At 72.9% G+C, this 21,735-nt stretch carries 16 protein-coding genes and 1 riboswitch; of the genes, 10 read left to right on the plus strand and 6 right to left on the minus strand.

Translation table 11 applies throughout. From position 1 onward, the window contains the following. Positions 1 to 108: 108 nt before the first annotated feature. The 7 genes from ACFU9E_RS27895 (at position 109) to ACFU9E_RS27925 (ending at position 10,935) form a co-directional block, all read left to right on the plus strand. Positions 109 to 3,153 carry an ATP-binding protein gene (locus ACFU9E_RS27895; RefSeq protein WP_380684500.1) on the plus strand — a complete coding sequence of 1,015 codons (3,045 nt, stop codon included), beginning with the start codon at positions 109 to 111 and terminating at the stop codon, positions 3,151 to 3,153. Positions 3,154 to 3,385: 232 nt separating this feature from the next. Then, positions 3,386 to 4,471, plus strand: coding sequence for an aldose epimerase family protein (locus ACFU9E_RS27900; protein ID WP_380684499.1), 1,086 nt, complete (start codon positions 3,386 to 3,388; stop codon positions 4,469 to 4,471). 308 nt (positions 4,472 to 4,779) lie between these two features. Continuing rightward, a complete protein-coding gene (locus ACFU9E_RS27905; RefSeq protein ID WP_380684498.1) occupies positions 4,780 to 6,057 on the plus strand; it encodes an extracellular solute-binding protein in 1,278 nt (425 codons plus the stop codon). Between the two features lie 115 nt (positions 6,058 to 6,172). Then, positions 6,173 to 7,174: a carbohydrate ABC transporter permease gene (locus ACFU9E_RS27910; RefSeq protein ID WP_380688632.1), complete on the plus strand. Its 1,002-nt coding sequence runs from the start codon at positions 6,173 to 6,175 to the stop codon at positions 7,172 to 7,174. Between the two features lie 38 nt (positions 7,175 to 7,212). Continuing rightward, the gene (locus ACFU9E_RS27915) at positions 7,213 to 8,124 is read left to right on the plus strand and encodes a sugar ABC transporter permease (protein ID WP_380688634.1); all 912 of its coding nucleotides are present in this window, start codon (positions 7,213 to 7,215) and stop codon (positions 8,122 to 8,124) included. Positions 8,125 to 8,183: 59 nt separating this feature from the next. Then, positions 8,184 to 9,890: an alpha-amylase family glycosyl hydrolase gene (locus tag ACFU9E_RS27920; protein WP_380688636.1), complete on the plus strand. Its 1,707-nt coding sequence runs from the start codon at positions 8,184 to 8,186 to the stop codon at positions 9,888 to 9,890. Positions 9,891 to 9,915: 25 nt separating this feature from the next. Beyond that, positions 9,916 to 10,935 carry a LacI family DNA-binding transcriptional regulator gene (locus ACFU9E_RS27925; protein WP_380688638.1) on the plus strand — a complete coding sequence of 340 codons (1,020 nt, stop codon included), beginning with the start codon at positions 9,916 to 9,918 and terminating at the stop codon, positions 10,933 to 10,935. A gap of 96 nt (positions 10,936 to 11,031) precedes the next feature. Here the strand turns inward: ACFU9E_RS27925 and ACFU9E_RS27930 are convergent, their stop codons facing one another. Together ACFU9E_RS27930 and ACFU9E_RS27935 are read right to left on the minus strand one after the other, a co-directional pair. Then, positions 11,032 to 11,232, minus strand: coding sequence for a hypothetical protein (locus ACFU9E_RS27930; RefSeq protein WP_380715440.1), 201 nt, complete (start codon positions 11,230 to 11,232; stop codon positions 11,032 to 11,034). A gap of 183 nt (positions 11,233 to 11,415) precedes the next feature. Next, positions 11,416 to 12,621, minus strand: a complete 1,206-nt coding sequence (locus tag ACFU9E_RS27935) for a transglycosylase family protein (protein WP_380686627.1) — start codon at positions 12,619 to 12,621, stop codon at positions 11,416 to 11,418. Further along, positions 12,608 to 12,734: riboswitch (cyclic di-AMP (ydaO/yuaA leader) on the minus strand. (Overlaps the previous gene by 14 nt.) Positions 12,735 to 13,039: 305 nt before the next feature. On the opposite strand from ACFU9E_RS27935, the gene ACFU9E_RS27940 reads away from it, so the two are divergent. Further along, positions 13,040 to 15,274, plus strand: coding sequence for a hypothetical protein (locus tag ACFU9E_RS27940; protein WP_380686629.1), 2,235 nt, complete (start codon positions 13,040 to 13,042; stop codon positions 15,272 to 15,274). A gap of 66 nt (positions 15,275 to 15,340) precedes the next feature. Here ACFU9E_RS27940 and ACFU9E_RS27945 read toward each other — a convergent pair whose 3' ends face one another. After that, positions 15,341 to 16,261: a hypothetical protein gene (locus ACFU9E_RS27945; RefSeq protein WP_380686631.1), complete on the minus strand. Its 921-nt coding sequence runs from the start codon at positions 16,259 to 16,261 to the stop codon at positions 15,341 to 15,343. 514 nt (positions 16,262 to 16,775) lie between these two features. Between ACFU9E_RS27945 and ACFU9E_RS27950 the strand changes: the two genes are divergently transcribed. Next, positions 16,776 to 17,039: a DUF397 domain-containing protein gene (locus tag ACFU9E_RS27950; protein ID WP_355376214.1), complete on the plus strand. Its 264-nt coding sequence runs from the start codon at positions 16,776 to 16,778 to the stop codon at positions 17,037 to 17,039. 321 nt (positions 17,040 to 17,360) lie between these two features. On the opposite strand, the gene ACFU9E_RS27955 is transcribed toward ACFU9E_RS27950, so the two are convergent. Then, positions 17,361 to 17,888: an ATP-binding protein gene (locus ACFU9E_RS27955; RefSeq protein ID WP_380686633.1), complete on the minus strand. Its 528-nt coding sequence runs from the start codon at positions 17,886 to 17,888 to the stop codon at positions 17,361 to 17,363. A gap of 414 nt (positions 17,889 to 18,302) precedes the next feature. Between ACFU9E_RS27955 and ACFU9E_RS27960 the strand changes: the two genes are divergently transcribed. Further along, positions 18,303 to 19,169, plus strand: coding sequence for a helix-turn-helix transcriptional regulator (locus tag ACFU9E_RS27960; RefSeq protein WP_355376209.1), 867 nt, complete (start codon positions 18,303 to 18,305; stop codon positions 19,167 to 19,169). Positions 19,170 to 19,274: 105 nt separating this feature from the next. On the opposite strand, the gene ACFU9E_RS27965 is transcribed toward ACFU9E_RS27960, so the two are convergent. Next, positions 19,275 to 19,880 (minus strand): TetR/AcrR family transcriptional regulator, encoded by a 606-nt coding sequence (locus tag ACFU9E_RS27965; protein ID WP_380686218.1) that lies wholly within the window; start codon positions 19,878 to 19,880, stop codon positions 19,275 to 19,277. A 266-nt stretch (positions 19,881 to 20,146) separates the two neighbouring features. Continuing rightward, positions 20,147 to 21,670: an MFS transporter gene (locus ACFU9E_RS27970; protein WP_380686216.1), complete on the minus strand. Its 1,524-nt coding sequence runs from the start codon at positions 21,668 to 21,670 to the stop codon at positions 20,147 to 20,149. Between the last annotated feature and the right edge of the window lie 65 nt (positions 21,671 to 21,735).

The raw sequence follows: 21,735 nt of genomic DNA on the forward strand, positions 1-21,735 counted from the left end.
TCCAAACCCCTCAACTCGCCCCCCGCCTGCGTGAATACGCTCCAATAGGCCCCCCGCGGCGCTAACCTCGGCTCCACGAGCACGGATCGGCGAGGCGGAGGCACGACGGTGACCGAGCGGGACAGGGATTTCCGGGCGGGGGCGATGCCCGGCGCGCGGGAGGCGGACGGCGCCCCCAATCGCATCAGACTGCGTGACCGCGACGCCGAACTCCGCTCCGCCGAGGCCGCGGTGGACAAGCTCTGCCGCGACTTCGCGGCCGGCGGCACCGAGATCGGCGAGCTGCTCACCTTCTCCGGCCGGCCCGGCATCGGCAAGACCAGTCTGCTGCACGAGGTCCGCCGGATCGCCAAGCTGCGCGAGGGCGCCACCGTCCTGTTCGCCCGCGGCGGCGAGCGCCAGTTCAACGAGCCGTACCACGTGCTGCGCCAGCTCCTGCAACCGGTCCTCGGCAGCCTGGAGCCCGGCGAGTTCAGCCAGGTGATGGGCACCTGGGAGGAGGTCGTCGGCCCGGCGATGGGCCTCAAGCAGCCCCGGAAGGGCGCCCGCCGGCTCGACCCGCAGGGCGTCCGCGACGGCCTCGACTTCGTCCTCACCCAGCTCGCCCCGCGGCGCGCCCCACTGGTGATGATCGTCGACGACCTGCACTGGGCCGACCTCGAATCGCTCGGCTGGCTGGCCCAGTTCGCCGTACGGGCCCGTGAACTGCCGGTCCTGCTGGTCTTCGCCTACCGCGACGACACCGCCGACTGGCAGCAGGAGACCCAGGAGCACCAGCGCGCGGTCGCCGCGCTCGCCACCCGCCGGCACCAGCTGAGCCGGCTGTCCCTGGTCGCGGTCACCGACATGATCCGCGCCGAACTCGGCGACAAGGCCGAGGACGCCTTCTGTTACGAGTTCTGGAACGTCGTCAACGGCAACCCCTTCGAGGTCGTCGCACTGCTCGACCAGGTCCGCGACCAGGAACTGGATCCCGTCGAGGAGAACTCCCAGCAACTGCGCGAACTCGCCGTCGACGCCACCGGGATGACCCTCAAGTCCTGGCTGGACCGGCTCGGCGCCGCCACCCTGCGCTTCGCCTGGGCTGCCGCGATGCTCGGCACCGACATCCGGCCCGACCTCGCCACCCGGATCTCCGCCCAGAGCGCCGAGGGCGCCCGCGAGTCCATCAAGGAACTGCGCAAGCAGCGTGTCCTCACCGCCACCCCGAACGGCAACCTCGAATTCGTCCACCCGCTGATCGCCAGCTCGATCTACAACACCATGCCCGAGGCCACCCGCACCGGCATGCACGGTGTGGCCGCCGCCGAGATCGAGAACGCAGGACTCGGCCTGCTCGCCGCCTCCCGCCACCTGGTGGAGACCTTCGCGGGCGAGGGCGACGACCGCACCGTCCGCAAACTGCGCAAGGCCGCCTCCGAACACCTGCTGATCGGCGCCCCCGAGGCCGCCCAGCGCTGCCTGCACCGCGCGCTCGCCGAACCCCCGGACGACCAGGACCGCGCCGAGGTGCTGTACGAGCTGGGCTGCTCCGCCCTGCTCACCGACCCCGTCGCCACCGTCAACCAGCTGAAGCTCGCGCTCGATCCGGAGGAGGGACCGCTGCGCCCCTCGATGCGGATCGACGCCACCTTCCGGCTCTCCGAGGTGCTGGCGCACAGCGGCGAACTGCGCCAGGCCGCCGTGGTCTGCCAGCAGGAGGCCGAACGCACCACCGGGGACCCGGCGGGCCGGCTGCGGCTGGAAGCCGCGTCGTTCATGTGGCACGCCTACCGCAAGTCCGAGGAGGACGGGCCGGCCCGCTCCGCCCGGCTCGGCGCGCTGTGCGAGAGCCTCACCGGACGGGAGGCGGCCGACCGGGCGGTGCTGGCCCTGCGGGCCTGGGACCTCACCCTGCGCGGCGAGTCCTCGGCCGAGGTGCTGCGGCACGCGGACCACGTCCTGGACAACGGCCGGCTGCCCAAGGGCCTCGGCTGGACCGACAACACCTGGGGCTTCGAACTGCCCGCCACCCTCGGCCTGTCCTACACCTACAACGACCGGATCGCCCAGGCCGAACGGCTCTTCTCGGACGCCATCGTCCAGTTCGAGGTGGCGGGCTGGAGCGGTGCCCACCGGGGCTTCGCCTACTTCCTGATGGGACTGGCCCGGTTCCGGCGCGGCCTGCTCGCCGAGGCCGAGGACTTCCTGCGCCGGGCGCTGCGGCTCTCCGAGCGGATCAGCGCCAAGCTGCCGCTCGCCTGGGACGCGGTCGGCGTGCTGATCGACACCCTGATCGCCCGCGGTCGCAGCCAGGAGGCCTGGGAACTCGCCCTGGAGTTCGGCTTCCACCCGCCGTACCACCCCACCGCGATGGTGCTGCCCGACGCCGCGTCGCTGTACGGCAAGCTGCTGCTCGCCGTCAACCGGCCCGCCGGCGCCGCCGCCGCGCTGACCGAGGCCGGCGCCCAGCTGGACCTGCGGGGCTGGCACAACACGGTCTGGGCGCCCTGGGCCGGACACCTCGCCATCGCGATCGCCGAGGACGAGCCGGAGCGGGCCCGCGCGTACGCCCGGCGCTCGGTCGTCGACGCCGAGCGCTTCGGTACCGCCTCGGCGATCGGCACGGCGCTGCGGCTGCACGCCCAGATCGAGGACGGCCAGCAGGCGGTCGAACTGCTGGAGCGGGCGGTGACCCACCTCGGCCAGTCGCCCGCGGGCTACGAGCACGCCGTCGCCCTGGTGGACCTCGGTGCCGCGCTGCGCCGGGTCGGCCGGCTGGAGGACGCCCAGGAGTACCTCTACCAGGGCATCGAACTGGCCCAGCACTGCGCGGCGGACGGGCTGGTCGAGCGGGCCCGGCGCGAGCTGGCCAACTACGGCCTGCGGCCCAACCGGCTCGGCGACGTCCGGGAGGCGCTCAGCCAGCCGGAGTGGGCCGTCGCCGAACTCGCCGTGCGGGGCGTGCCGCCGCAGCGGATCGCCGAGCAGCTCGGGCTCCCGCTCAGCCAGGTCAACTACCGGCTGGCCGCCGTCTACCGCAAGGCGGGCAGCGGCCCGGACGGCCTGGCCGCCGCGCTCGGCCTGCCGCCCGCGCAGCGGGACGGCTCCGACCCGGTCGACCGGCAGAGCGGGCCGGACACGCTCGGGGGCGGGTTCGACCGCGCGCGCTGACGCCGACGCACCGGCGGTCGGAGCGCACGGACGGCGCGCGGGCACTTGATCAGCGCCCCCGCGCCGTCCCACCCGGCAAGGACCCTTCTCCCGGATCCGTGCCGGGGCCGTCACCTGATCCGACGGATTCCGGGAGCCAGGCCCTAGGCTGACGCCGACCCGGTCCCGTACGAGGCCCGGACCCCGGCGAAGGGCGGGCGCGCTCCGGTGGCCCGCCAGTGAGGAGCAGGCCATGGCGACGCCCCCGGCGAACGGGCCGCAGACCACCACCGTGCGGCGCGAGCCCTTCGAACCCTCGGGCGCGGGCGCCGCGATCGAGCGGTGGACGCTGCGCGCCGGACCGTACGAGGCGAGCGTGCTCACCCTCGGCGCCACCCTGCACACCGTGGTCGCCCCCGACCGCGACGGCCGCCCCGCCCAACTGCTGCTCTCCACCGACCGGCTCGCCGACATCCTCGGCCCGGCCCGCCACTACGGCACCGTGGTCGGCCGCTACGCCAACCGGATCGACCGCAGCAGCGTCACCGTCGCCGGAGAGGAGCACCCGCTCGCCCCGACCGGCGGCGGGATCACCCTGCACGGCGGCCCGGACGGCTTCGCGCACCGGATGTGGGCGGCCGAGGAGATCCCCGGCGGCGTCCGGCTGAAGCTGCACAGCCCGCACGGCGACCAGGGCTTCCCGGGCGCGCTCGACGTCACCGTCGACTACACCCTGGACGCCGACGGCGAGCTGGCGATCGACTACCACGCGGTGACCGGCGCGCCGACCGTGCTCAACCTCACCAACCACGCCTACTTCAACCTGGCCGGCGAGGGCTCCGGCGACATCCTCGGCCACCTGCTCACCCTGGACGCCGACGGCTACACGCCCACCGACGAGCGGCAGATCCCGGACGGCCGGATCGAACCCGTGGCCGGCACGCCGTTCGACTTCACCACCGCCCGGCCGATCGGCAAGTCGGTGCACGACGGCCACCCGCAGCTGACCGGGCCCGGCGGCTACGACCACAACTGGGTGCTGCGCCGGCGCCCGGCGGACGGCACCCCGGCCCCGGCGGCGCGACTGGAGGACCCGTCCAGTGGCCGGACCCTGGAGGTACTGACCACCGAGCCCGGCATCCAGGTCTACACCGCCAACAAGTTCCACGGGGCGGTCACCGGCGCGAGCGGGGTGCCCTACGGGCCGTTCGCCGGGATCGCGCTGGAGACCCAGCACTTCCCGGACTCCCCGCACCACCCGGCCTTCCCGAGCACCGAGCTGCACCCGGGCGAGGAGTTCCGTTCGACCACCGTTCTGCGGTTCGGAACGACCGGCTGACGGGGGCGCTGCAAGGATCTTTCACCACGGAGGGTGGCCCCGGCGGCCTCGGCCGGCCGGGGCAAACCGGACAAGACGCCACAATGCGGCCGACCATGACTACCGTGCGGCAACGCGAAGGACACGTGGGCGTAACGATCGCCCTTTCTTGCAGAAACTTGCTGCAAGGGGTTTCCGTCGCTGTCACCCCGCTGTTAACTTCCTTGCGGGCCCGGCGGCAGCAACGGTGCGGTCGGCGCGAGGCAAGGCAGCCATTATGCGCCTGTCTCCGAACATTTCGGGCACCCCCCACCCTCCAAGGAGTTCAAATGCGGCGTGGCATCGCGGCCTCTGCCCTCGTTGTGGCCCTCGCGGTCTCGATGGCTGCCTGTGGCAGCAGCGGCTCCAGCTCGGACGGCAAGGCCGACGGGCCGGTCACCCTCACCTACTGGGACACCTCGAACGCCACCAACGAGGCGCCGAACTACCAGGAGCTCGTCAAGAAGTTCGAGGCCGCCAACCCGGGCGTCAAGGTGGACTTCGTCAACGTGCCGTTCGACCAGGCGCAGAACAAGCTCCAGACCGCGATGGGGGCCAAGGGCGCCCCGGACGTCTTCCGCGCCGAGGTCGGCTGGACCGCCGCCTTCGCCAAGGCCGGCTACCTGGAGCCGCTGGACGGCACCCCGGCCGCCGCCGACGCCGCCAAGTTCCAGCCCAGCCTCGTCCAGCAGGCCTCCTACGAGGGCAAGCTCTACGGCGTGCCGCTGGTCACCGACACCCTCGGCCTGCTCTACAACAAGGACCTCTTCGCCAAGGCCGGCATCACCGCCGCCCCCACCACCTGGGACGAGCTCAAGACCGCCGCCGCCGCGGTCAAGGAGAAGGCCGGCGTCGACGGCTTCTGGCTGAAGGCCGCCGACGGCTACTACGCGATGCCGTTCCTGTTCGGCGAGGGCACCGACACCGTCGACGCCAAGGGCAAGAAGATCACCGTCGGTGGGCCGGAGGCCGTCAAGGCCGTCGAGACCTACAAGTCGATGTTCACCGCGCCCGGCACCGTCAAGGCCGACGTCACCACCGACGCCTACGCGCACATGATGGACGCCTTCAACAGCGGCAAGGTCGCGGCGATCATCCAGGGCCCCTGGGAGATCACCAACATCTACAAGGGCTCCGCCTTCGCCGACAAGGCCAACCTCGGCATCGCCCCCGTCCCGGCCGGCGCCGCGGGCAAGGCCGGCGCCCCGACCGGCGGCCACAACATCGCCGTCTACGCCGGCGCCGACAAGGCCCACAAGGCCGCCGCCGAGAAGTTCGCCGCCTTCATGACCTCGGCCGAGAGCCAGGCCTTCGTCGCGCAGAAGAACTCCACCCTGCCGACCCGCGACGACGCCTTCACCCCCGAGGTCAAGGCCGACCCCGGCATCGCCGGCTTCCAGGCCGTGCTGCCGAGCGCCAAGCCGCGCCCCGAACTGCCCGAGTACAGCTCGCTGTTCGCGTCGCTGGGCACCAACCTCGGCAAGATCGTCCAGGGCACCGCGACCCAGGACGGCCTGAACACCGTCGCCACCGACTACGCCAAGCTCCTCCCGGGCTTCGCCAAGTAGTCCCCTCCCCGCCGTCCGGCCCGCCGCCTCCCCCCTCGGCGGGCCGGACGGCCGGACCCGTAGCAGCAGTCGCCGAAGCGAGGCGGCGGACCTCCCCCCGAGAAGGTGTCGAACCATGTCAGTCGCCGTGCAGGGCGCCACCGGCCAGGGCAGCCGGCAGCGCGATCCGCGTCCGGGCCTGATGGAGCGCCTCAAGCGCTCGTACGCCAAGCACTGGTACGCCTACGCGATGATCACGCCGGTCGTGCTCGTGCTCGGCGTCCTGGTGCTCTACCCGCTCGCCCAGGGCTTCTGGCTCACCCTCACCGACGCCAACAGCCTCAACGCCGCCCGGAAGATCGGCGCCAACGAGATCCCCGCGAGCTACCACTTCGTCGGCTTCGACAACTACGCCGACATCCTCTGGGGCCCCGGCTCCTACGACCGCTTCTGGTCGCACTTCGTGTGGACCATCGCCTGGACCGCCCTGTGCGTCGGCCTGCACTACACCATCGGCCTGGGCCTGGCCCTGCTGCTCAACCAGAAGCTGCGCGGACGCGCCGTCTACCGGATGCTGCTCATCCTGCCCTGGGCCGTGCCGACCTTCGTCACCGTCTTCTCCTGGCGGCTGATGCTCGCCGACGGCGGCGCCGTCAACGGCGTGCTCGCCGCCCTGCACCTGCCCGAGCCCGGCTGGCTGGACGACCCGACCGCGCAGAAGGCCGCCGCCGTGCTGGTCAACACCTGGGTCGGCGTGCCGTTCATGATGATCTCGCTGCTCGGCGGCCTCCAGTCGATCCCCGCCGAGCTGTACGAGGCCGCCGAGATGGACGGCGCCACCGCCTGGCAGCGCTTCCGCCACGTCACCCTGCCCGGCCTGCGCACGGTCTCCTCGACCGTCGTCCTGCTCGGCGTCATCTGGACGTTCAACCAGTTCGCCGTCATCTTCCTGCTGTTCGGCAACGGCGCCCCCGACGCCCAGCTGCTGGTCACCTGGGCCTACCGGCTCGGCTTCGGCCAGCAGCCCCGGGACTACGCCCAGTCCGCCGCCTACGGCGTCATCCTGCTCTCCATCCTGATCGTCTTCACCGGCTTCTACCGCCGCTGGCTCGCCCGCAACGAGCGGGCCGAAGGCTGACCCCGGCGAACCCCGCGACCACGAAGGAGGCACCCCCGATGAGCACCACCACCGACCGACCCACCCCCCTCACCGCCCGGCCCGCGGCCCCCGCCGCCCGGCCCGCCAAGGCCCGCCCGCGCGGCGCGAACGGCCCGCTCGCCCGGACCCTGATGCACGGCGCGCTGATCCTCGCCAGCCTGATCGCGCTGTTCCCGGTGGCGTGGATCCTCTACGTCTCGTTCGGCCCGGACAAGACCGACTACCTGCACCCCGGCGAGATCATCGACAAGCTGACCCTGGCCAACTACCGCACGGTGCTGTTCGACACCGACTTCTTCCGGTGGTTCGGCAACGCCTTCCTGGTCTCCGGCGTCACCACCGTGTTCGGCGTGCTGATCGCCGCCTCCACCGGCTACGCCGTCTCCCGGATGCGCTTCCCCGGCCACCGCCCGCTGATGTGGTCGCTGCTGGTCACCCAGATGTTCCCGATCGCGGTGCTGATCGTGCCGATGTACACGATCCTCTCCGAGCTCGACCTGCTGGACAGCTACCTCGGCCTGATCCTGGTCTACTCGACCACCACCGTGCCCTACTGCGCGTGGCTGATGAAGGGCTACTTCGACACCGTCCCGGTGGAGATCGACGAGGCCGGCCGGGTCGACGGGCTCACCCCGTTCGGCACCTTCTGGCGCCTCGTGCTGCCGCTCGCCCGCCCGGGCCTGGCCGTCGCCGCGTTCTACTCCTTCCTCACCGCCTGGGCCGAGGTCGCCTTCGCCTCCACCTTCATGCTCAGCTCCGACAAGTACACCCTCGCCGTCGGACTGCAGACCTTCGTCAGCGAGCACGACGCCCAGTGGAACCTGATGGCCGCGACCGCCGTTCTGATCGCGATCCCCTCCTCGGTCCTCTTCTACCTGGTGCAGCGCCACCTGGTGACCGGCCTGACCGCCGGCGCCTCGAAGTCCTGACCGACGTCCCCGCCGACGCCCCGACAGCTCCGCCCGCCACTTCCCAAGGGATACCGTCCATGACCCAGAACCTGGCCGACACCTCCCGGCCCGCCGCCGACGCCACCGCTCACGAGGCCGGTGCCGCCGCGGACCGAGGCTGGTGGCGGGACGCGGTCATCTACCAGGTGTACCCGCGCAGCTTCGCCGACTCCAACGGCGACGGCATGGGCGACCTGCCCGGCATCCGCAGCCGCCTGCCCTACCTGCGCGACCTCGGCGTGGACGCCGTCTGGCTCTCGCCGTTCTACGCCTCCCCGCAGGCCGACGCCGGCTACGACGTCGCCGACTACCGCGCCGTGGACCCGATGTTCGGCACCCTGCTGGACGCCGACGCGCTGATCCGCGACGCGCACCGGCTCGGCCTGCGGATCATCGTGGACCTCGTCCCCAACCACTCCTCCGACCAGCACGAGTGGTTCAAGCGCGCCCTGCGCGAGGGCCCCGGCTCCCCGCTGCGCGACCGCTACCACTTCCGCCCCGGCAAGGGCGAGAACGGCGAACTGCCGCCCAACGACTGGGAGTCCATCTTCGGCGGCCCGGCCTGGACCCGCACCCGGAACCCGGACGGCACCCCCGGCGACTGGTACCTGCACCTGTTCGCCCCCGAGCAGCCCGACTTCAACTGGGACAGCCCCGCCGTCGCCGACGAGTTCCGCTCCATCCTGCGCTTCTGGCTGGACATGGGCGTCGACGGCTTCCGCATCGACGTCGCCCACGGCCTGGTCAAGGCCCCCGGCCTGCCCGACCTCGGCGGCGCCGACCAGCTCAAGCTGCTCGGCAACGACGTCATGCCCTTCTTCGACCAGGACGGCGTGCACGCCGTCTACCGCAGCTGGCGCACGATCCTCGACGAGTACCCGGGCGAGCGGATCGGCGTCGCCGAGGCCTGGACCCCCACCGTCCAGCGCACCGCCAACTACGTGCGCCCCGACGAACTGCACCAGGCCTTCAACTTCCAGTACCTGGGCACCTCCTGGGACGCCGCCGAGCTGCGCGCGGTGATCGACCTCTCGCTCGACTCGATGCGCCCGGTCGACGCCCCCACCACCTGGGTGCTCTCCAACCACGACGTCACCCGGCACGCCACCCGGTTCGCCAACCCGCCCGGCCTCGGCACCCAGATCCGCACCCCCGGCGACCGCCCGCTCGGCCTGCGCCGCGCCCGCGCCGCCACCCTGCTGATGCTCGCCCTGCCCGGCTCCGCCTACGTCTACCAAGGTGAGGAACTCGGCCTGCCGGACGTCACCGACCTGCCCGACGAGGTCCGCCAGGACCCGTCGTTCTTCCGCCAGGCCGGCCAGGACGGCTACCGCGACGGCTGCCGCGTCCCGATCCCGTGGTCCGGCACCGAGGCCCCGTACGGCTTCGGCCCGACCGCCGGCGGACCGTCCTGGCTGCCGCAGCCCGCCGAGTGGGCCGGGCTCAGCGTCGAGGCGCAGACCGGCGACCCGACGTCCACCCTGGAGCTGTACCGCTCGGCGCTGGCCCTGCGCCGGGCCCGCCCCGAACTCGGCGCCGGCACCGACGTCGAGTGGCTGGACAGCCCCGAGGGCACCCTGGTGCTGCGCCGCGGCTCCTTCGTCTGCACCGTCAACACCACCGGAGCCCCGGTGCGCATACCGGCCCCCGGCCGGCTGCTGCTCACCTCCGCCGACGCCGACCCGGTGGTGGCGGACGGCGAGGCGGTGCTCGCCGCGGACAGCACCGACTGGTGGGCGGTCTGACGTGGTTGCAATAGGCTCTGGAACCGTGACTACGGCGCGACTCTCAGACATCGCGGCGCAGGCGGGGGTCAGCGAAGCCACCGTCTCCCGCGTGCTCAACGGCAAGGCCAACGTCTCGGCCACCACCCGGCAGACCGTGCTGGCGGCCCTGGACGTGCTCGGCTACGAGCGGCCGACCCGGCTGCGCCGGCGCAGCGCCGGGCTGATCGGGCTGATCACCCCGGAGCTGAGCAACCCGATCTTCCCGGCGCTGGCCCAGGTGATCGAGCAGGCGCTCAGCCGGCACGGCTTCACGCCGGTGCTCTGCACCCAGACGCCGGGCGGCTCGACCGAGGACGAACTGGTCGAGATGCTGGTCGACCGGGGCGTGGCGGGCATCGTCTTCGTCTCCGGTCTGCACGCCGACTCCACCGCCGACCACGACCGGTACGCCCGGCTGGCCGGACGCGGGGTGCCGTTCGTGCTGATCAACGGCTACAGCGAGCGGATCGACGCGCCGTTCATCTCGCCCGACGACCGGGCCGCGATGTGGATGGCCGTCCAGCACCTGGCCGAACTCGGCCACGAGCGGATCGGCCTGGCGGTCGGCCAGCAGCGGTACGTGCCGGTGCTGCGCAAGATCGAGGGCTTCACCGCGGCCATGCGCGAGGTGCTGGGGTTCACCGCGCAGGAGGCGCAGGGGCTCGTCCACCACACGCTGTTCAGCGTGGAGGGCGGGCACGCGGCGGCCGGGGCGCTGCTCGACAAGGGCTGCACGGCGATCGTCTGCGGCAGCGACATGATGGCGCTCGGCGCGATCCGCGCGGTCCGGCAGCGGGGTCTGTCGGTGCCGCAGGACGTCTCGGTGGTCGGCTTCGACGACTCGCCACTGATCGCCTTCACCGAGCCGCCGCTGACCACCGTGCGCCAGCCGGTGGAGGCGATGGCCACCGCGGCGGTGGACGCGCTGCTGGAGGAGGTCGGCGGGAACGCCGCGCAGCGCGGGGAGTTCATGTTCCAGCCGGAGCTGGTGATGCGCGGGTCGACCGGCGCCCGCGCGCGCTGAGCGGACCCGGGAGAGGGCCCGGGAGCAGGCTGCTCCCGGGCCCCTTCGGTGTGCCCGGGTCCTTCGGGGGTCCCGGGCTCCTCGGCCTTCCCGGGCTCAGCCCTCCTGGGTGTTCGGACGCTCCTGGGAGACCCGGTGGCCGTCGGCGGCGTCGCCGGTGCGGGTCCCGGTGCGCCGGCCCCGCTCCAGGTAGTCGCGGAGGATCAGTTCGACGGCGTCCTGCGGGCTCCTGGTGCCGGACAGCGTCATCACGTCGATCGCGAGATTGGCGTCGAGCGAGACGGTGACCTGTGCCATGGTGACTCCTCCTCGGGTGCAGGGCAGCAGCATGCCCGCCGCGGCCCCGTTTGGCCACGGCCGTCCGGCGCCCGGACCCGCCCCGGCGCGTCCGCGCAGGCCGAAGCCCCCGGGGAGGAGCGGCAGGACTCTCCCCGGGGGCTTCGGCGCGGCAGGTGCGGCAGGTGTGACGGTGTGGCGGGGTCAGACCCGGCCGGCGAAGTCCGGGGCCCAGTTGGCGACGGTCTGGACGCGCACGCCCGAGCTCGGGTTGGCGGCCTCGACGTACTTGCCGTCGCCGATGTAGAGCGCGACGTGGTAGACGCCGGAGTCCTTGCCGTTGTTGGACCAGAACAGCAGGTCGCCGGCCTTGAGGGCGTCCAGCGAGACGTGGGTGGACGCGGCGGCCTGGTCGGCGGCGATACGCGGGACGGAGATGCCCGCGGCGCGCAGCGCGGCCTGGGTGAGGCCGGAGCAGTCCCAGCCGCCGTTGCCGGTGCCGCCGTAGACGTAGGCCTGGCCGACCTTCGACTGGGCGAAGGCGACGGCGGCGGCCATGCTGCCGGTGGCGGTCGGGGCGGGGGCCGGGGTCCCGGCCTGCGCGGCGGGCTTGGTCGCCGGCGGGGTGGCCGGGGTCTGGGCCTGGCCCTGGGCGCCGCCCTGGTCGCGGTTGAACCAGTCGAAGCCCTGGCCGGTGGCGCGCTCGCCGAGGGTCAGGTGCTGGCCCGGGTAGATGGCGTGCGGGCCGTCGGTCAGGGTGGCGCGGTTGAGCTCGTACAGCCGCTGCCAGCCGCCCTGGACCTGGTGCCGGTCGGCGATGGTGGACAGCCAGTCGCCGGCGACCACGGTGTAGTCCTCGGCGGCCTGCTGACCGGCCTGCTGACGCCACTGCCGGCTCTGCGGGGCCGCGGCGGGCTTCTCGGCGGGCTTCTCGGTGGGCTTGGCGGCCGGGGCCGGGGTCTGGGCGGCCGGCGTGGTGGCGGCGGCGGAGGAGGTGTCCACCGCGGCCGGGGCGCCGCCCTTGGTCAGACCGGCCTGGACCGAGCAGACCGGCCAGGCGCCGGGGCCCTGCACGGCCAGGACCTTCTCGGCGATCGCGATCTGCTGGTCCTTGGTGGCCAGGTCGGCACGCGCGGCGTAGCCGGTGCCGCCGAACGAGGCCCAGGTGGAGCTGGTGAACTGGAGGCCGCCGTAGAAGCCGTTGCCGGTGTTGATGCTCCAGTTGCCGCCGCTCTCGCACTGGGCGACCTTGTCCCAGGTGGCGACGGAGGCGGCCGAGGCGGTGCCGGCGGTCAGGCAGGGGATGGTGAGGCCGATGCCCGCGACGCCGAGGGTGGCGATCGCGCGACGGGTACGGCCGGACAGTCGGGTGCCGTTGGTGGGCAGCATGAAGACGCGGTCCTCTCCCACGCCTGCGAGGTGAGCTGTCGGATTCGGGCTGGAGTTGCCCGGCCGCGCTGTGGACGCGGCTTCACCCCTAGCCCCGGGCCGGTCCGTGGACCGGTCCTGGGCGAACTACCTGTGGTTCCCCCGCTCCTGCCGTGGTGCATTGCGCTGCCAGTGCGCCCGACGGCAGGACTCGGCGTCGCGGACGAACTGGGTCCGTGTGGCCACGAACGGGGAGCACGTTAAGCAGAGGCGCGTTCAAACCGCAAACATGTGTGACTCTCGTCACGGTTTACGAAATCCCGGCCGAATGGCCGCCCTTCATGATCAGAAATGACCGATTTCCCGCAACGCCGGTGGCGGCCAATGCAACTGCCTATGCTTCAGAGCGTCGGCGGCACGCCGGCACGCCGCAGCCGTCCGGGGAGAGGGCTACGCACCGATGGGCATCGACGAGGAGCCGGACGCCTCCCGTCCGGCCGTTCGGCCGGCTGGAGCGCATCGCCGGGCAAAGCACCGCAGAGCGGACATCCCACCCGAACCGACCCGAACTCACCTGACCCGCCGGGCATTACTGCGCTGGCTCGCCGTCGGCACCGCCTTCGCGGCGATCAGCGGGGAGGAGGTCCTGCGCCGCTCGCTGACCGGCGAGACCCGGCTCGTCACCCCGGCCGCCGTCATCGGGACGACCCCGACCGAGGCCGCTGGACCGATGGGCCCCGACGGCGGCCACGGCGGCGCCCCGACGGACGGCAGCGGCCCGCCGGTCGGCGGAGCCCCCGAACAGCCCGCCCCCGCGCCCACCGTGGACCAGGGCGGACGCCGCTGGTCGGACCGGGCCGGCTGGGGCGGCAACCCGCCCGGCCCGCGCGGCGCCGTACGGATCACCGACCGGGTGCTGCTCGACACCGACGCCGAGGTCGGCTCCCTGCTGGTCGAGCCCGGCGGCGCGCTCACCTTCGCCGCCGACCGCACCCTCACCCTCGCCGCCGCCGGCAACGTCGAGGTCCGCGGCGCCCTCGCCCTCGCCCCCGACGGCACCCACGTCCACACCCTGCGCTTCCCCGGCGTCGACGAGAAGCGCTTCCAGGGCGACGGCATGAAGGTGGTCGACACCGACGTCGGCCTCTGGGTCACCGGCGCGGGCTACCTGCGGCTGGACGGCGCCGCCAAGACCGCCTGGGTCCGCGCCGAGGGCGAGCTCAGGGCCGGCGACACCGCCCTCGCCCTGGCCGCCCCGCCCGCCGGCTGGCTGCCCGGCGACGAACTCGCCGTCACCCCGACCGGCCCGCCCGACCAGGAGGGCTTCGCCGACCGCTACGACCTCGTCACCATCCGGTCCGTCAGCGGAACCACCGTCACCCTGGAGACCCCGCTCAAGCACCCCCACCCGAAGGTCGCCGCCGGAGGGGGCGTCACCGTCGGCGCCGAGGTGCTCAACCTGACCCGCAGCGTCCGGGTCGAGGGCACCGCGAAGGGCCGCAGCCACGTCCACCTCACCAGCTCCCGCCGCGCCGACGTCCGGCACACCGCGCTGCGCTGGGTCGGCCCGCGCGCCGACACCAAGGAGACCTGGAAGGGCGCCGACGGCACCGCCCCGGTCACCGCGCCGGTGCTCGGCCGCTACGGCCTGCACTTCCACCGGCTCGGCGACGCCGCCCGCGGCACCGTCGTCGAGGGCGTGGTGGTCCGCGACGCCGGCAGCCACGCGTACGTCCCGCACGCCAGCCACGGCATCACCTTCCGCGGCTGCATCAGCCACGAGACCTGGGAGGACGCCTACTGGTGGGACGGGCCGCTGGACACCCGCACCCCCCAGCAGCCCTCCGACGACATCGTCTACGAGTCCTGCGTGGCCTCCCGCACCCTGCTCGAACCCAACCCCCGCGCCTACCGGCTGACCGGCTTCAACCTCGGCGCCGGCACCGGCGGCAAGGCGCTGGACTGCGTGGCGGTCGGCGTGCGGGGGGCCAACGGCGCCTCCGGTTTCGAGTGGCCGGAGAACAGCGAGGGCGTCTGGACCTTCCAGCGCTGCCTGGCCCACAACAACCTGCAGGACGGCATCTTCGTCTGGCTCAACGCCAAGCAGCACCACGTCGTCACCGAGTTCGCCGCCTACCACAACGGCGGCTGGGGCATCGAGCACGGCGCCTACCTCAACGACTTCGACTACACCGCGAGCGTGCTCTACGGCAACGCGGCCGGGGGAGTGGCCCTGCACGCGCTCGGCCGGGACAAGGGCACCGTCTTCGACGGCCTGCTGATCGACGCCGCCGGGCACAGCGACTTCGCGGTCTCCACCACCCGGCACGAACTCGCCGGAGAGTCCGTCACCTTCGGCCGCTGCCGCTTCACCGGCTACCGCCGGGCCGGGATCGCCTTCCGCGCCGGGGCCGACGGCAAGCCGGACGACCTGCTGGTGCTGGACTGCGAGTTCGGCGGCAACGAACTGTGGCTGGACCCGGAGGCCGGGCCGCCCAAGAACATCCTGCTGCGCCGGGCCGGCTCCACCGAGGTGCTCCAGGTGCGCCGGGCCGGTGAGGAGGGCACCGCCCAGCCGCGGTGGAACGCCGCCGCGGCCGTGGTGCCCACCCTGGCCGGCCAGTCACGGCCGGTGCAGGTGCCCGCGCTGCGACTGAAGGACGCCGCCGCGCCCACCACCCGGGTCGGCCGGTAGACGCCGAGGGCCCGGAGCGGACGAACCGTTCCGGGCCCTTCGCACGGCGGCGTCGCGCGGTGGGTGCTACTGGGCGGCGTGCCGGCCGGCGGCGCGCGCCGCGCCCTCCTCGGCGCCGGCCCCCTCGGCCCCGTCCTCGGGGTCGAAGGCCGGCAGGGTGGCCAGGTAGGTGGAGGCGACCAGCTGGCCGACCGCCTGGTACGCGCCCAGCGGCGCGGCCGACGGGCAGCCGGACTCCTCGGCGGCCGCGGCGAGCAGCTCGGCGTCCGCCTCGGGGCCGATCACCAGCGGGGCCAGCGCCGGGTTCTGGGCACCCATCTCCTTGAGGTGGGCGACGGCATCCGCCACCGAGCCGGGCACGTCCAGTGCGGCGGCGACCACCGGTACCGCGAGCCGGGCGGCCAGCAGCATGCCGGTGATGCCGGCGGCGTCGGCGGCGACCTGCCCGCCGACGGTGGTGAGCACCACGCCGTCGGCGGCGGTCGCGATGGCGAACAGCCGGGCCCGGTCGGCGCGGGCCAGTCCGGCCTCGGAGAGGCGGACGTGGACGGCCTCGGCGAGCAGCGGGTGCGGGCCCAGCGTGTCGGTCACCGGGGCGCCGTACTCGGCGGCCAGCGCGTGCAGTTGGGGGAGGAAGTCGTGCGGGCCGGGCACCAGCGGCACCACGACCGGCGCGGGCAGGCCGGCCTCGGCCGCCTCGGCCAGCAGCTCGGCCACGGTGCGCTCGCCGCCCGCCTCGCCCTCGGTGCCACCGGAGGGCAGGTAGCCGGCGGCGGTCCGCACGCCGTTCTGCTCGCTGCGGACGATGGACAGCAGCTCCTCGACGACGGGCCGGGATTCCGGCCCGGCGGCCGCGGGGACGGCGAGCAGCAGGGCCGGGGAACCGGCCGGGATCTCGGGGCGCTCGGGACGGCGGTGGCGCCCCCGCGCACGGGAGCCTGGAGTGCGGACGGGCAGTGGCGCGCCCGGGATGGCTGCGGTGCTCATGGCGGAGATCGTAGGACATCGGTCCGCCCGTCCCGCAGTCGGCTGCCGAACCGAGAGGGGCGGCCACCGTGAAAACCGGACATAACCGACCCTCGGGCGGCAGTTCTCCCGGTACCCGTTCAGATGCGCCGGAACGGGAACCGCGTTGCCGGTCCGGCGCGTGAGATGTCTCACAGCATGCGGGCGACCTGACGGAGGGTCACGGAAGGGCGACTCCGGGCGTTCGAAGATCAACAATCGGCGGGTGACCGCCTACGGGCGGTTATCGGCGGCTTGCCGATTCAGTCGGCTTTGTCCGTTTACGTACCGTCAGGCGGGCGCCTTGTGAAGAGTTCCGGTTCGGTGTCGAAAAGGCCGTGCACCTGCAACGTCCCGTGCTGATGCACGTGCACTGGAGCTATCATCACGTCAAGTGAGGCGGTGTGCCGGGCCAGTACGGGGCCGGCCCGTCCGTTCGGCCGGGGCCGGGGCGCCGAGCCGAACGACCCACTCCGGAGCTCTTCGGGAGATTTCTATGCACGACACGCACGACACGTTCGACACGTCCGACACGTACAACGGGATGGCCGCGACCGACCTTGAGGGCGTGGTCTGGCAGAAGAGCCTGCACAGCAACTCCCAGGGCAACTGCGTCGAGTTCGCCGCGCTCCCGGGGGGCGAGGTGGCGATGCGCAACTCGCGGTTCCCGGACGGTCCGGCGCTCATCTACACCCGCGCCGAGATCGCCGCACTGCTCCTGGGGGCGAAGGACGGGGAGTTCGACCACCTGGCGGTCTGACCGGCCGCCGGCTTCACATCGGGGGGCCGTCGTGGGTGCTGACACCACGACGGCCTTTGTCTTTTCCTGAAGGCCTCGCCCGGAGCCGTCGTTCCGGGCCGCTGCCGCAGGGCCTTCGCCGCGGAGCCTTCGTCGCGCGGTCCCGTGCGGACCGCCGCCGCACGCGGATCACGACGCCGCCACCACCGGTGGGCCGCCGGTGCCCGCTGCCCGAGGGCCGCCGGTCGCCGCTGCCGGGGTGCCGTTCGCCGTACTGTGGTGATTCCGCGCGCTCGCGCCGTCGGACGCGATGCCGTCGGACACGATGCCCTCGGGCGCCGGTCAGGCCGAACGCCGGTGCCGTCCGCCGAACTCGCCCACCGGGGCGGGCGCCAACCGCTGCGCCTCCTCGGCCTCGAACAGCGCCCAGACGACCTTGCCGCTGCCCAGCGGGTGCCAGCCCCAGGAGCGGCTGAACGAGTCGACCAGGTGCAGGCCCCGGCCGGACTCCGCCACGAAGTCCGCCTCCCGGGCCACCGGGCCGGCGCTGCTGGGATCGCTCACCGCGCAGACGATCTGGGGGGCGCGGTGCACGAGGCTTATTCGGATCGGCAGCCGGCTCTCCGCCGCCGGATGCGTGGGAAAGTCGTAGTCGTCCGCCGCGGTGGGACACGCGCCGATCGCGTGCCGCAGCGCGTTGGTCACCAGCTCCGACGCCACCAGCGCGACGTCGTCGAAGAGCTCGCCCAGCCCCCAGCGCTGCAGGGCGGTCCTGGCGAAGTCGCGCGCGGTTCTCACAGCCTCATAGCGGGGAGCGAGCGTACAGGTGACCACATGGGGGTCGACTGCCAAGGCCGTTCCGGTGCTCATGAAGAGCTCCTCCCATAAGGGGGCGGACACGGCTGGACCCGCCGGGGTCATGCCGGTCACCTCCGACTCGCTCGGCCGCGCGGCCGCCCCTCGACCAGGCGCGCGCGCACGAGGGCCCGGAGGCGCGGGGGCGCTGCCGGGCCGGTGCACGGAATCGCGCGTGGGGTCGACGCGGAGCCCGCGGGATTGCCAGGGATGTGCAGGTGCACGTGCACCATCGTGCTCTGCGCTCACTGCAGATGCAAGAGTCGATTCACGTGCAGTCGTTCAAATGGCATATGCAAGCGCCGGATGCACGTGCATCCTGGTGCATGGAGTGCAGAACTGATAGGAACATCCGTCAGTATCGGCACCGTGAGCGCTCAACTGATGGCAGACTGTGCGCTGTTTGCCCTAGGTGGAGGTTAGGACCGCATGACCACAGTTCAGCCGGGCGGCGGCTCGATGGTCCGCCGGATCCTCCTCGGCTCCCAGCTGCGCCGGCTCCGCGAGACGCGCGGCATCACCCGCGAGGATGCGGGCTACGCGATTCGCGCCTCCGAGTCCAAGATCAGCCGCATGGAACTCGGCCGGGTCAGCTTCAAGGAACGCGACGTCGCCGACCTGCTCAGCCTCTACGGCGTGGACGACGGCCTCGAACGCGAGGCTCTGCTCGGCCTGGTCCGCGAGGCGAACAAGTCGGGCTGGTGGCACAGCTTCAACGACGTCCTGCCGGGCTGGTTCCAGACCTACGTCGGCCTTGAGGAGGCCGCTGCCCTCATCCGTACCTACGAGGTCCAGTTCGTCCCCGGCCTGCTCCAGTCCGAGGAGTACGCACGGGCGGTTTTCGGCCAGAGTCGGCCGGTGATCAGCGAGGAGGAGGTCGAGCGCCGGGTCAGCCTGCGCATGCGCCGCCAGAAGCTGCTCACCGAGGGCAACAGCCCGCGGCTCTGGGCGGTCATCGACGAGGCCGCGCTGCGCCGGCCGGTCGGCGGGCCGAAGGTGATGCGCGGCCAGGTCCAGTACCTGATCGACGCCGCCGAGCAGGCCAACGTGGTCATCCAGGTCATGCCGTTCCGCTTCGGCGCGCACGCGGGTGAGTCCGGTGCGTTCACCATCCTGCGCTTCCCCGAGCAGGACCTCGCCGACGTGGTCTACCTGGAGCAGCTGACCAGTGCGCTGTACCTGGACAAGCGCGACGACGTGGACGCCTACATCCAGGTCATGGAACGGCTCTGCGTGGACAGTCTCACGCCCGAGCGCACCATCGACCTGCTGTCCTCGATCCTGAAGGAGCGCTGAGCGCGAGCCGGGAGCAGGCCGGGAGAACGGGAGCCGGGAGACCGGGGACCGGGGAGCCGGGAGGCGACCGGAGCACGACGGGGAGCGGCCGCCGGCCGCCGCGGGTCAGCCGCGGGCCGGCGGCCGTTCCCGTTCCGGCGGGAGCGGCTGCGGCGGGCGGCCCAGCTGCCAGGGCAGGTCGTAACGGCGGAACAGGTCGGCGCGGATCGGGGCCAGCGGCAGCTCCGCCCCGGGCAGCAGCACGCCTATGCAACCGCCCATCAGCGCACTGCGCAGCACCGCGTGCTCGGCCGCCGGGTCGGGCGCCCCCCAGTCGCGCAGCAGCCCCTGGAGGAGGGCGCCGAGCCGCTGCTGCTCCGGGTCCTGGACGAAGGCGCCGGTGTCCGGGTCGAGGATCAGCGCGAGGTGCGAGCGCATCACCCGCGGGTGGTCCATGGCCAGGCCGAGCACCGCGTCGATGGCCCGGGCGAGCCGGGCCTCCGGGCCCGCGTCCGGGGCCAGCTCGTCGAGGGCGGCGGAGAGCGTCTGGTGCATCATCCGGTGGGTCGCGGACTGCATCAGCAGCCGTTTGCCGTCGAAGTAGTAGGACAGCAGCCCGCGCGCGAGTCCGGCCCGCTCGGCGATGTCGGTCAGCGTCGTCCCGGCGTATCCGCGCTGGTCGACCAGTTCGACGGTGGCCCGCATGATGCGTCGCCGGGAGCGCTGACGCATCTCCTCATTGACCGAATCCCCGCGAGGTGCCATCGTGTCTGCTCCGTACGTTCGTTGGCTGGCGGCCAATATACTGGCCGGGCCGACGGGCGAACCGCGGTGTCCGGCCCTTGGCCGTGCGGTCCGGTTCGGTTCGTACGGAGGCGCCGGCCCTACCAACACGGGGGTTTGGTAGAGCCGGCGCCCGGTCCGACGGCGAGGGCCGGACGCGGGTGCCGGGAACCCCGGGTCGGGGACCGGGCCGACCGTCGTCCGGTGCTCGGCGGTCAGCTCTTGCTGAGGATCTCGTCGCGCCGCTCAGCCAGGCCTTCCCGGCTTACTGACGGATAATCATAGTCCAGTACCGGCAGGGGAGTTGCCTTCTTCCGGCGGTCGAGCACGGCGCCGGTCACCGCGATCAGCAGCCCGACCAGCGCGACCCCGGTGACGAAGAGCAGTGCGGGCCGGTAGCCGTCCAGCTGGGCCTGGGCGCTGGTGCCGCCGCCGTTGCCGGCGGTGATGATCGCGGTGGCGCCGGCCAGCACGACCGCGGTGCCCACCTGGATCGCGGTGTTCACCAGCCCGGAGGCGAGCCCCTGCTCCTCGTCGGCCACTCCGTCGGTGGCGGCGATGTTGACCGAGGGGAAGGCCAGCGCGAAGCCGATGCCGAGCAGGACGATCGACGGGAGCACCAGCGCCGGGTACGAGCTGTGCTCGTCCAGCCGCAGGAACAGGGCGAACGCGCCGACCAGGGCGAGCAGGCCGATCGGCAGCAGCCGGCCGGTGCCGAAGCGGTCCACCACCGGTCCCATGAAGGGCGCCGAGAGGGCGACCATCGCACCGGCCGGGAGCATGCCGAGCGCCATCGCCAGGGCCGACCAGCCGAGCAGCTCCTGCAGGTAGAGGGTGACCACGAACTGGAAGCCGCCGTACGCGCCGGCCATCGCGAAGGCGACCACGTTGGCGCGGGCGACCCCGCCGTTGCGGAAGATGCCGAGCCGCACCAGCGGGTGCGCGGTGCGGGTCTCGGTCACCAGGAAGGCCGCGACGAGCAGCACCACGACGGCGAGCGAGCCCAGGGTGCGCAGGCTGAGCCAGCCCGCGCCCTGCGCCTCGGTGGCGGTGAAGACCAGCAGCAGGACGGAGGCGGTGCCGGTGATCGCGCCGAGCACGTCGTAACGGCCGTGCGGCTTCTCCTCGGCCGGGCGGGGGAGCAGCCGGACGGCGAAGACCAGCGCGATCAGCGCGATCGGGACCGGCACCAGGAAGGTCCAGCGCCAGCCGACCGAGGTGAGCAGCCCGCTGAGCACCAGGCCGAGCGAGAAGCCGCTGGCGCCGCAGGTGGTGTAGATGGACAGCGCCCGGTTGCGGGCCGGGCCCTCGGGGAACGTCGTGGTGATGATCGACAGGCCGGCCGGCGCGGTGAAGGCGGCCGCGACGCCCTTCAGGAAGCGGGCGGCGATCAGCAGCCCGCCGTCGTCGACCAGGCCGCCGAGCAGGGAGGCGGCGGCGAAGACGGCGAGCGCGGCGAGGAAGACCCGGCGGCGGCCGAGCAGGTCGGCGGTGCGGCCGCCGAGCAGCAGCAGGCCGCCGTAGCCGAGCACGTAGCCGGAGACCACCCACTGCAGGGTGGAGGTCGAGAGGTGCAGTTCGGAGCCGATGGACGGCAGGGCGATGCCCACCATCGAGACGTCCAGGGTGTCCAGGAAGAGCGCGGCGCAGAGCACGATCAGGGTGCCCCAGAGGCGGGGGGTCCAGTGGCCTCCGGCAGCTGACGGTGCGTCGGATGTCGTGGCGGTCGCTGTGGTCATGGCCCAAGAGACTACATGCACGTGCATCCAATGCAAGTGAATAAAATGTTAACGCATAAGTTGCT

The sequence above is a fragment of the Kitasatospora sp. NPDC057595 genome (assembly GCF_042800875.1).
In the GTDB taxonomy this organism is placed as follows: Bacteria; Actinomycetota; Actinomycetes; order Streptomycetales; family Streptomycetaceae; genus Kitasatospora.

Bases quoted from the DNA above. Each gene is read 5' to 3' on its own strand.
- ACFU9E_RS27920 (WP_380688636.1), top strand. From the start codon at position 8,184: ATGACCCAGAACCTGGCCGACACCTCCCGGCCCGCCGCCGACGCCACC.
- ACFU9E_RS27945 (WP_380686631.1), bottom strand. From the start codon at position 16,261: ATGAGCACCGCAGCCATCCCGGGCGCGCCACTGCCCGTCCGCACTCCA.
- ACFU9E_RS27950 (WP_355376214.1), top strand. From the start codon at position 16,776: ATGCACGACACGCACGACACGTTCGACACGTCCGACACGTACAACGGG.
- ACFU9E_RS27960 (WP_355376209.1), top strand. From the start codon at position 18,303: ATGACCACAGTTCAGCCGGGCGGCGGCTCGATGGTCCGCCGGATCCTC.
- ACFU9E_RS27970 (WP_380686216.1), bottom strand. From the start codon at position 21,670: ATGACCACAGCGACCGCCACGACATCCGACGCACCGTCAGCTGCCGGA.
- ACFU9E_RS27965 (WP_380686218.1), bottom strand. From the start codon at position 19,880: ATGCGTCAGCGCTCCCGGCGACGCATCATGCGGGCCACCGTCGAACTG.
- ACFU9E_RS27955 (WP_380686633.1), bottom strand. From the start codon at position 17,888: ATGAGCACCGGAACGGCCTTGGCAGTCGACCCCCATGTGGTCACCTGT.
- ACFU9E_RS27900 (WP_380684499.1), top strand. From the start codon at position 3,386: ATGGCGACGCCCCCGGCGAACGGGCCGCAGACCACCACCGTGCGGCGC.
- ACFU9E_RS27930 (WP_380715440.1), bottom strand. From the start codon at position 11,232: ATGGCACAGGTCACCGTCTCGCTCGACGCCAATCTCGCGATCGACGTG.
- ACFU9E_RS27905 (WP_380684498.1), top strand. From the start codon at position 4,780: ATGCGGCGTGGCATCGCGGCCTCTGCCCTCGTTGTGGCCCTCGCGGTC.
- ACFU9E_RS27940 (WP_380686629.1), top strand. From the start codon at position 13,040: ATGGGCATCGACGAGGAGCCGGACGCCTCCCGTCCGGCCGTTCGGCCG.
- ACFU9E_RS27910 (WP_380688632.1), top strand. From the start codon at position 6,173: ATGTCAGTCGCCGTGCAGGGCGCCACCGGCCAGGGCAGCCGGCAGCGC.
- ACFU9E_RS27915 (WP_380688634.1), top strand. From the start codon at position 7,213: ATGAGCACCACCACCGACCGACCCACCCCCCTCACCGCCCGGCCCGCG.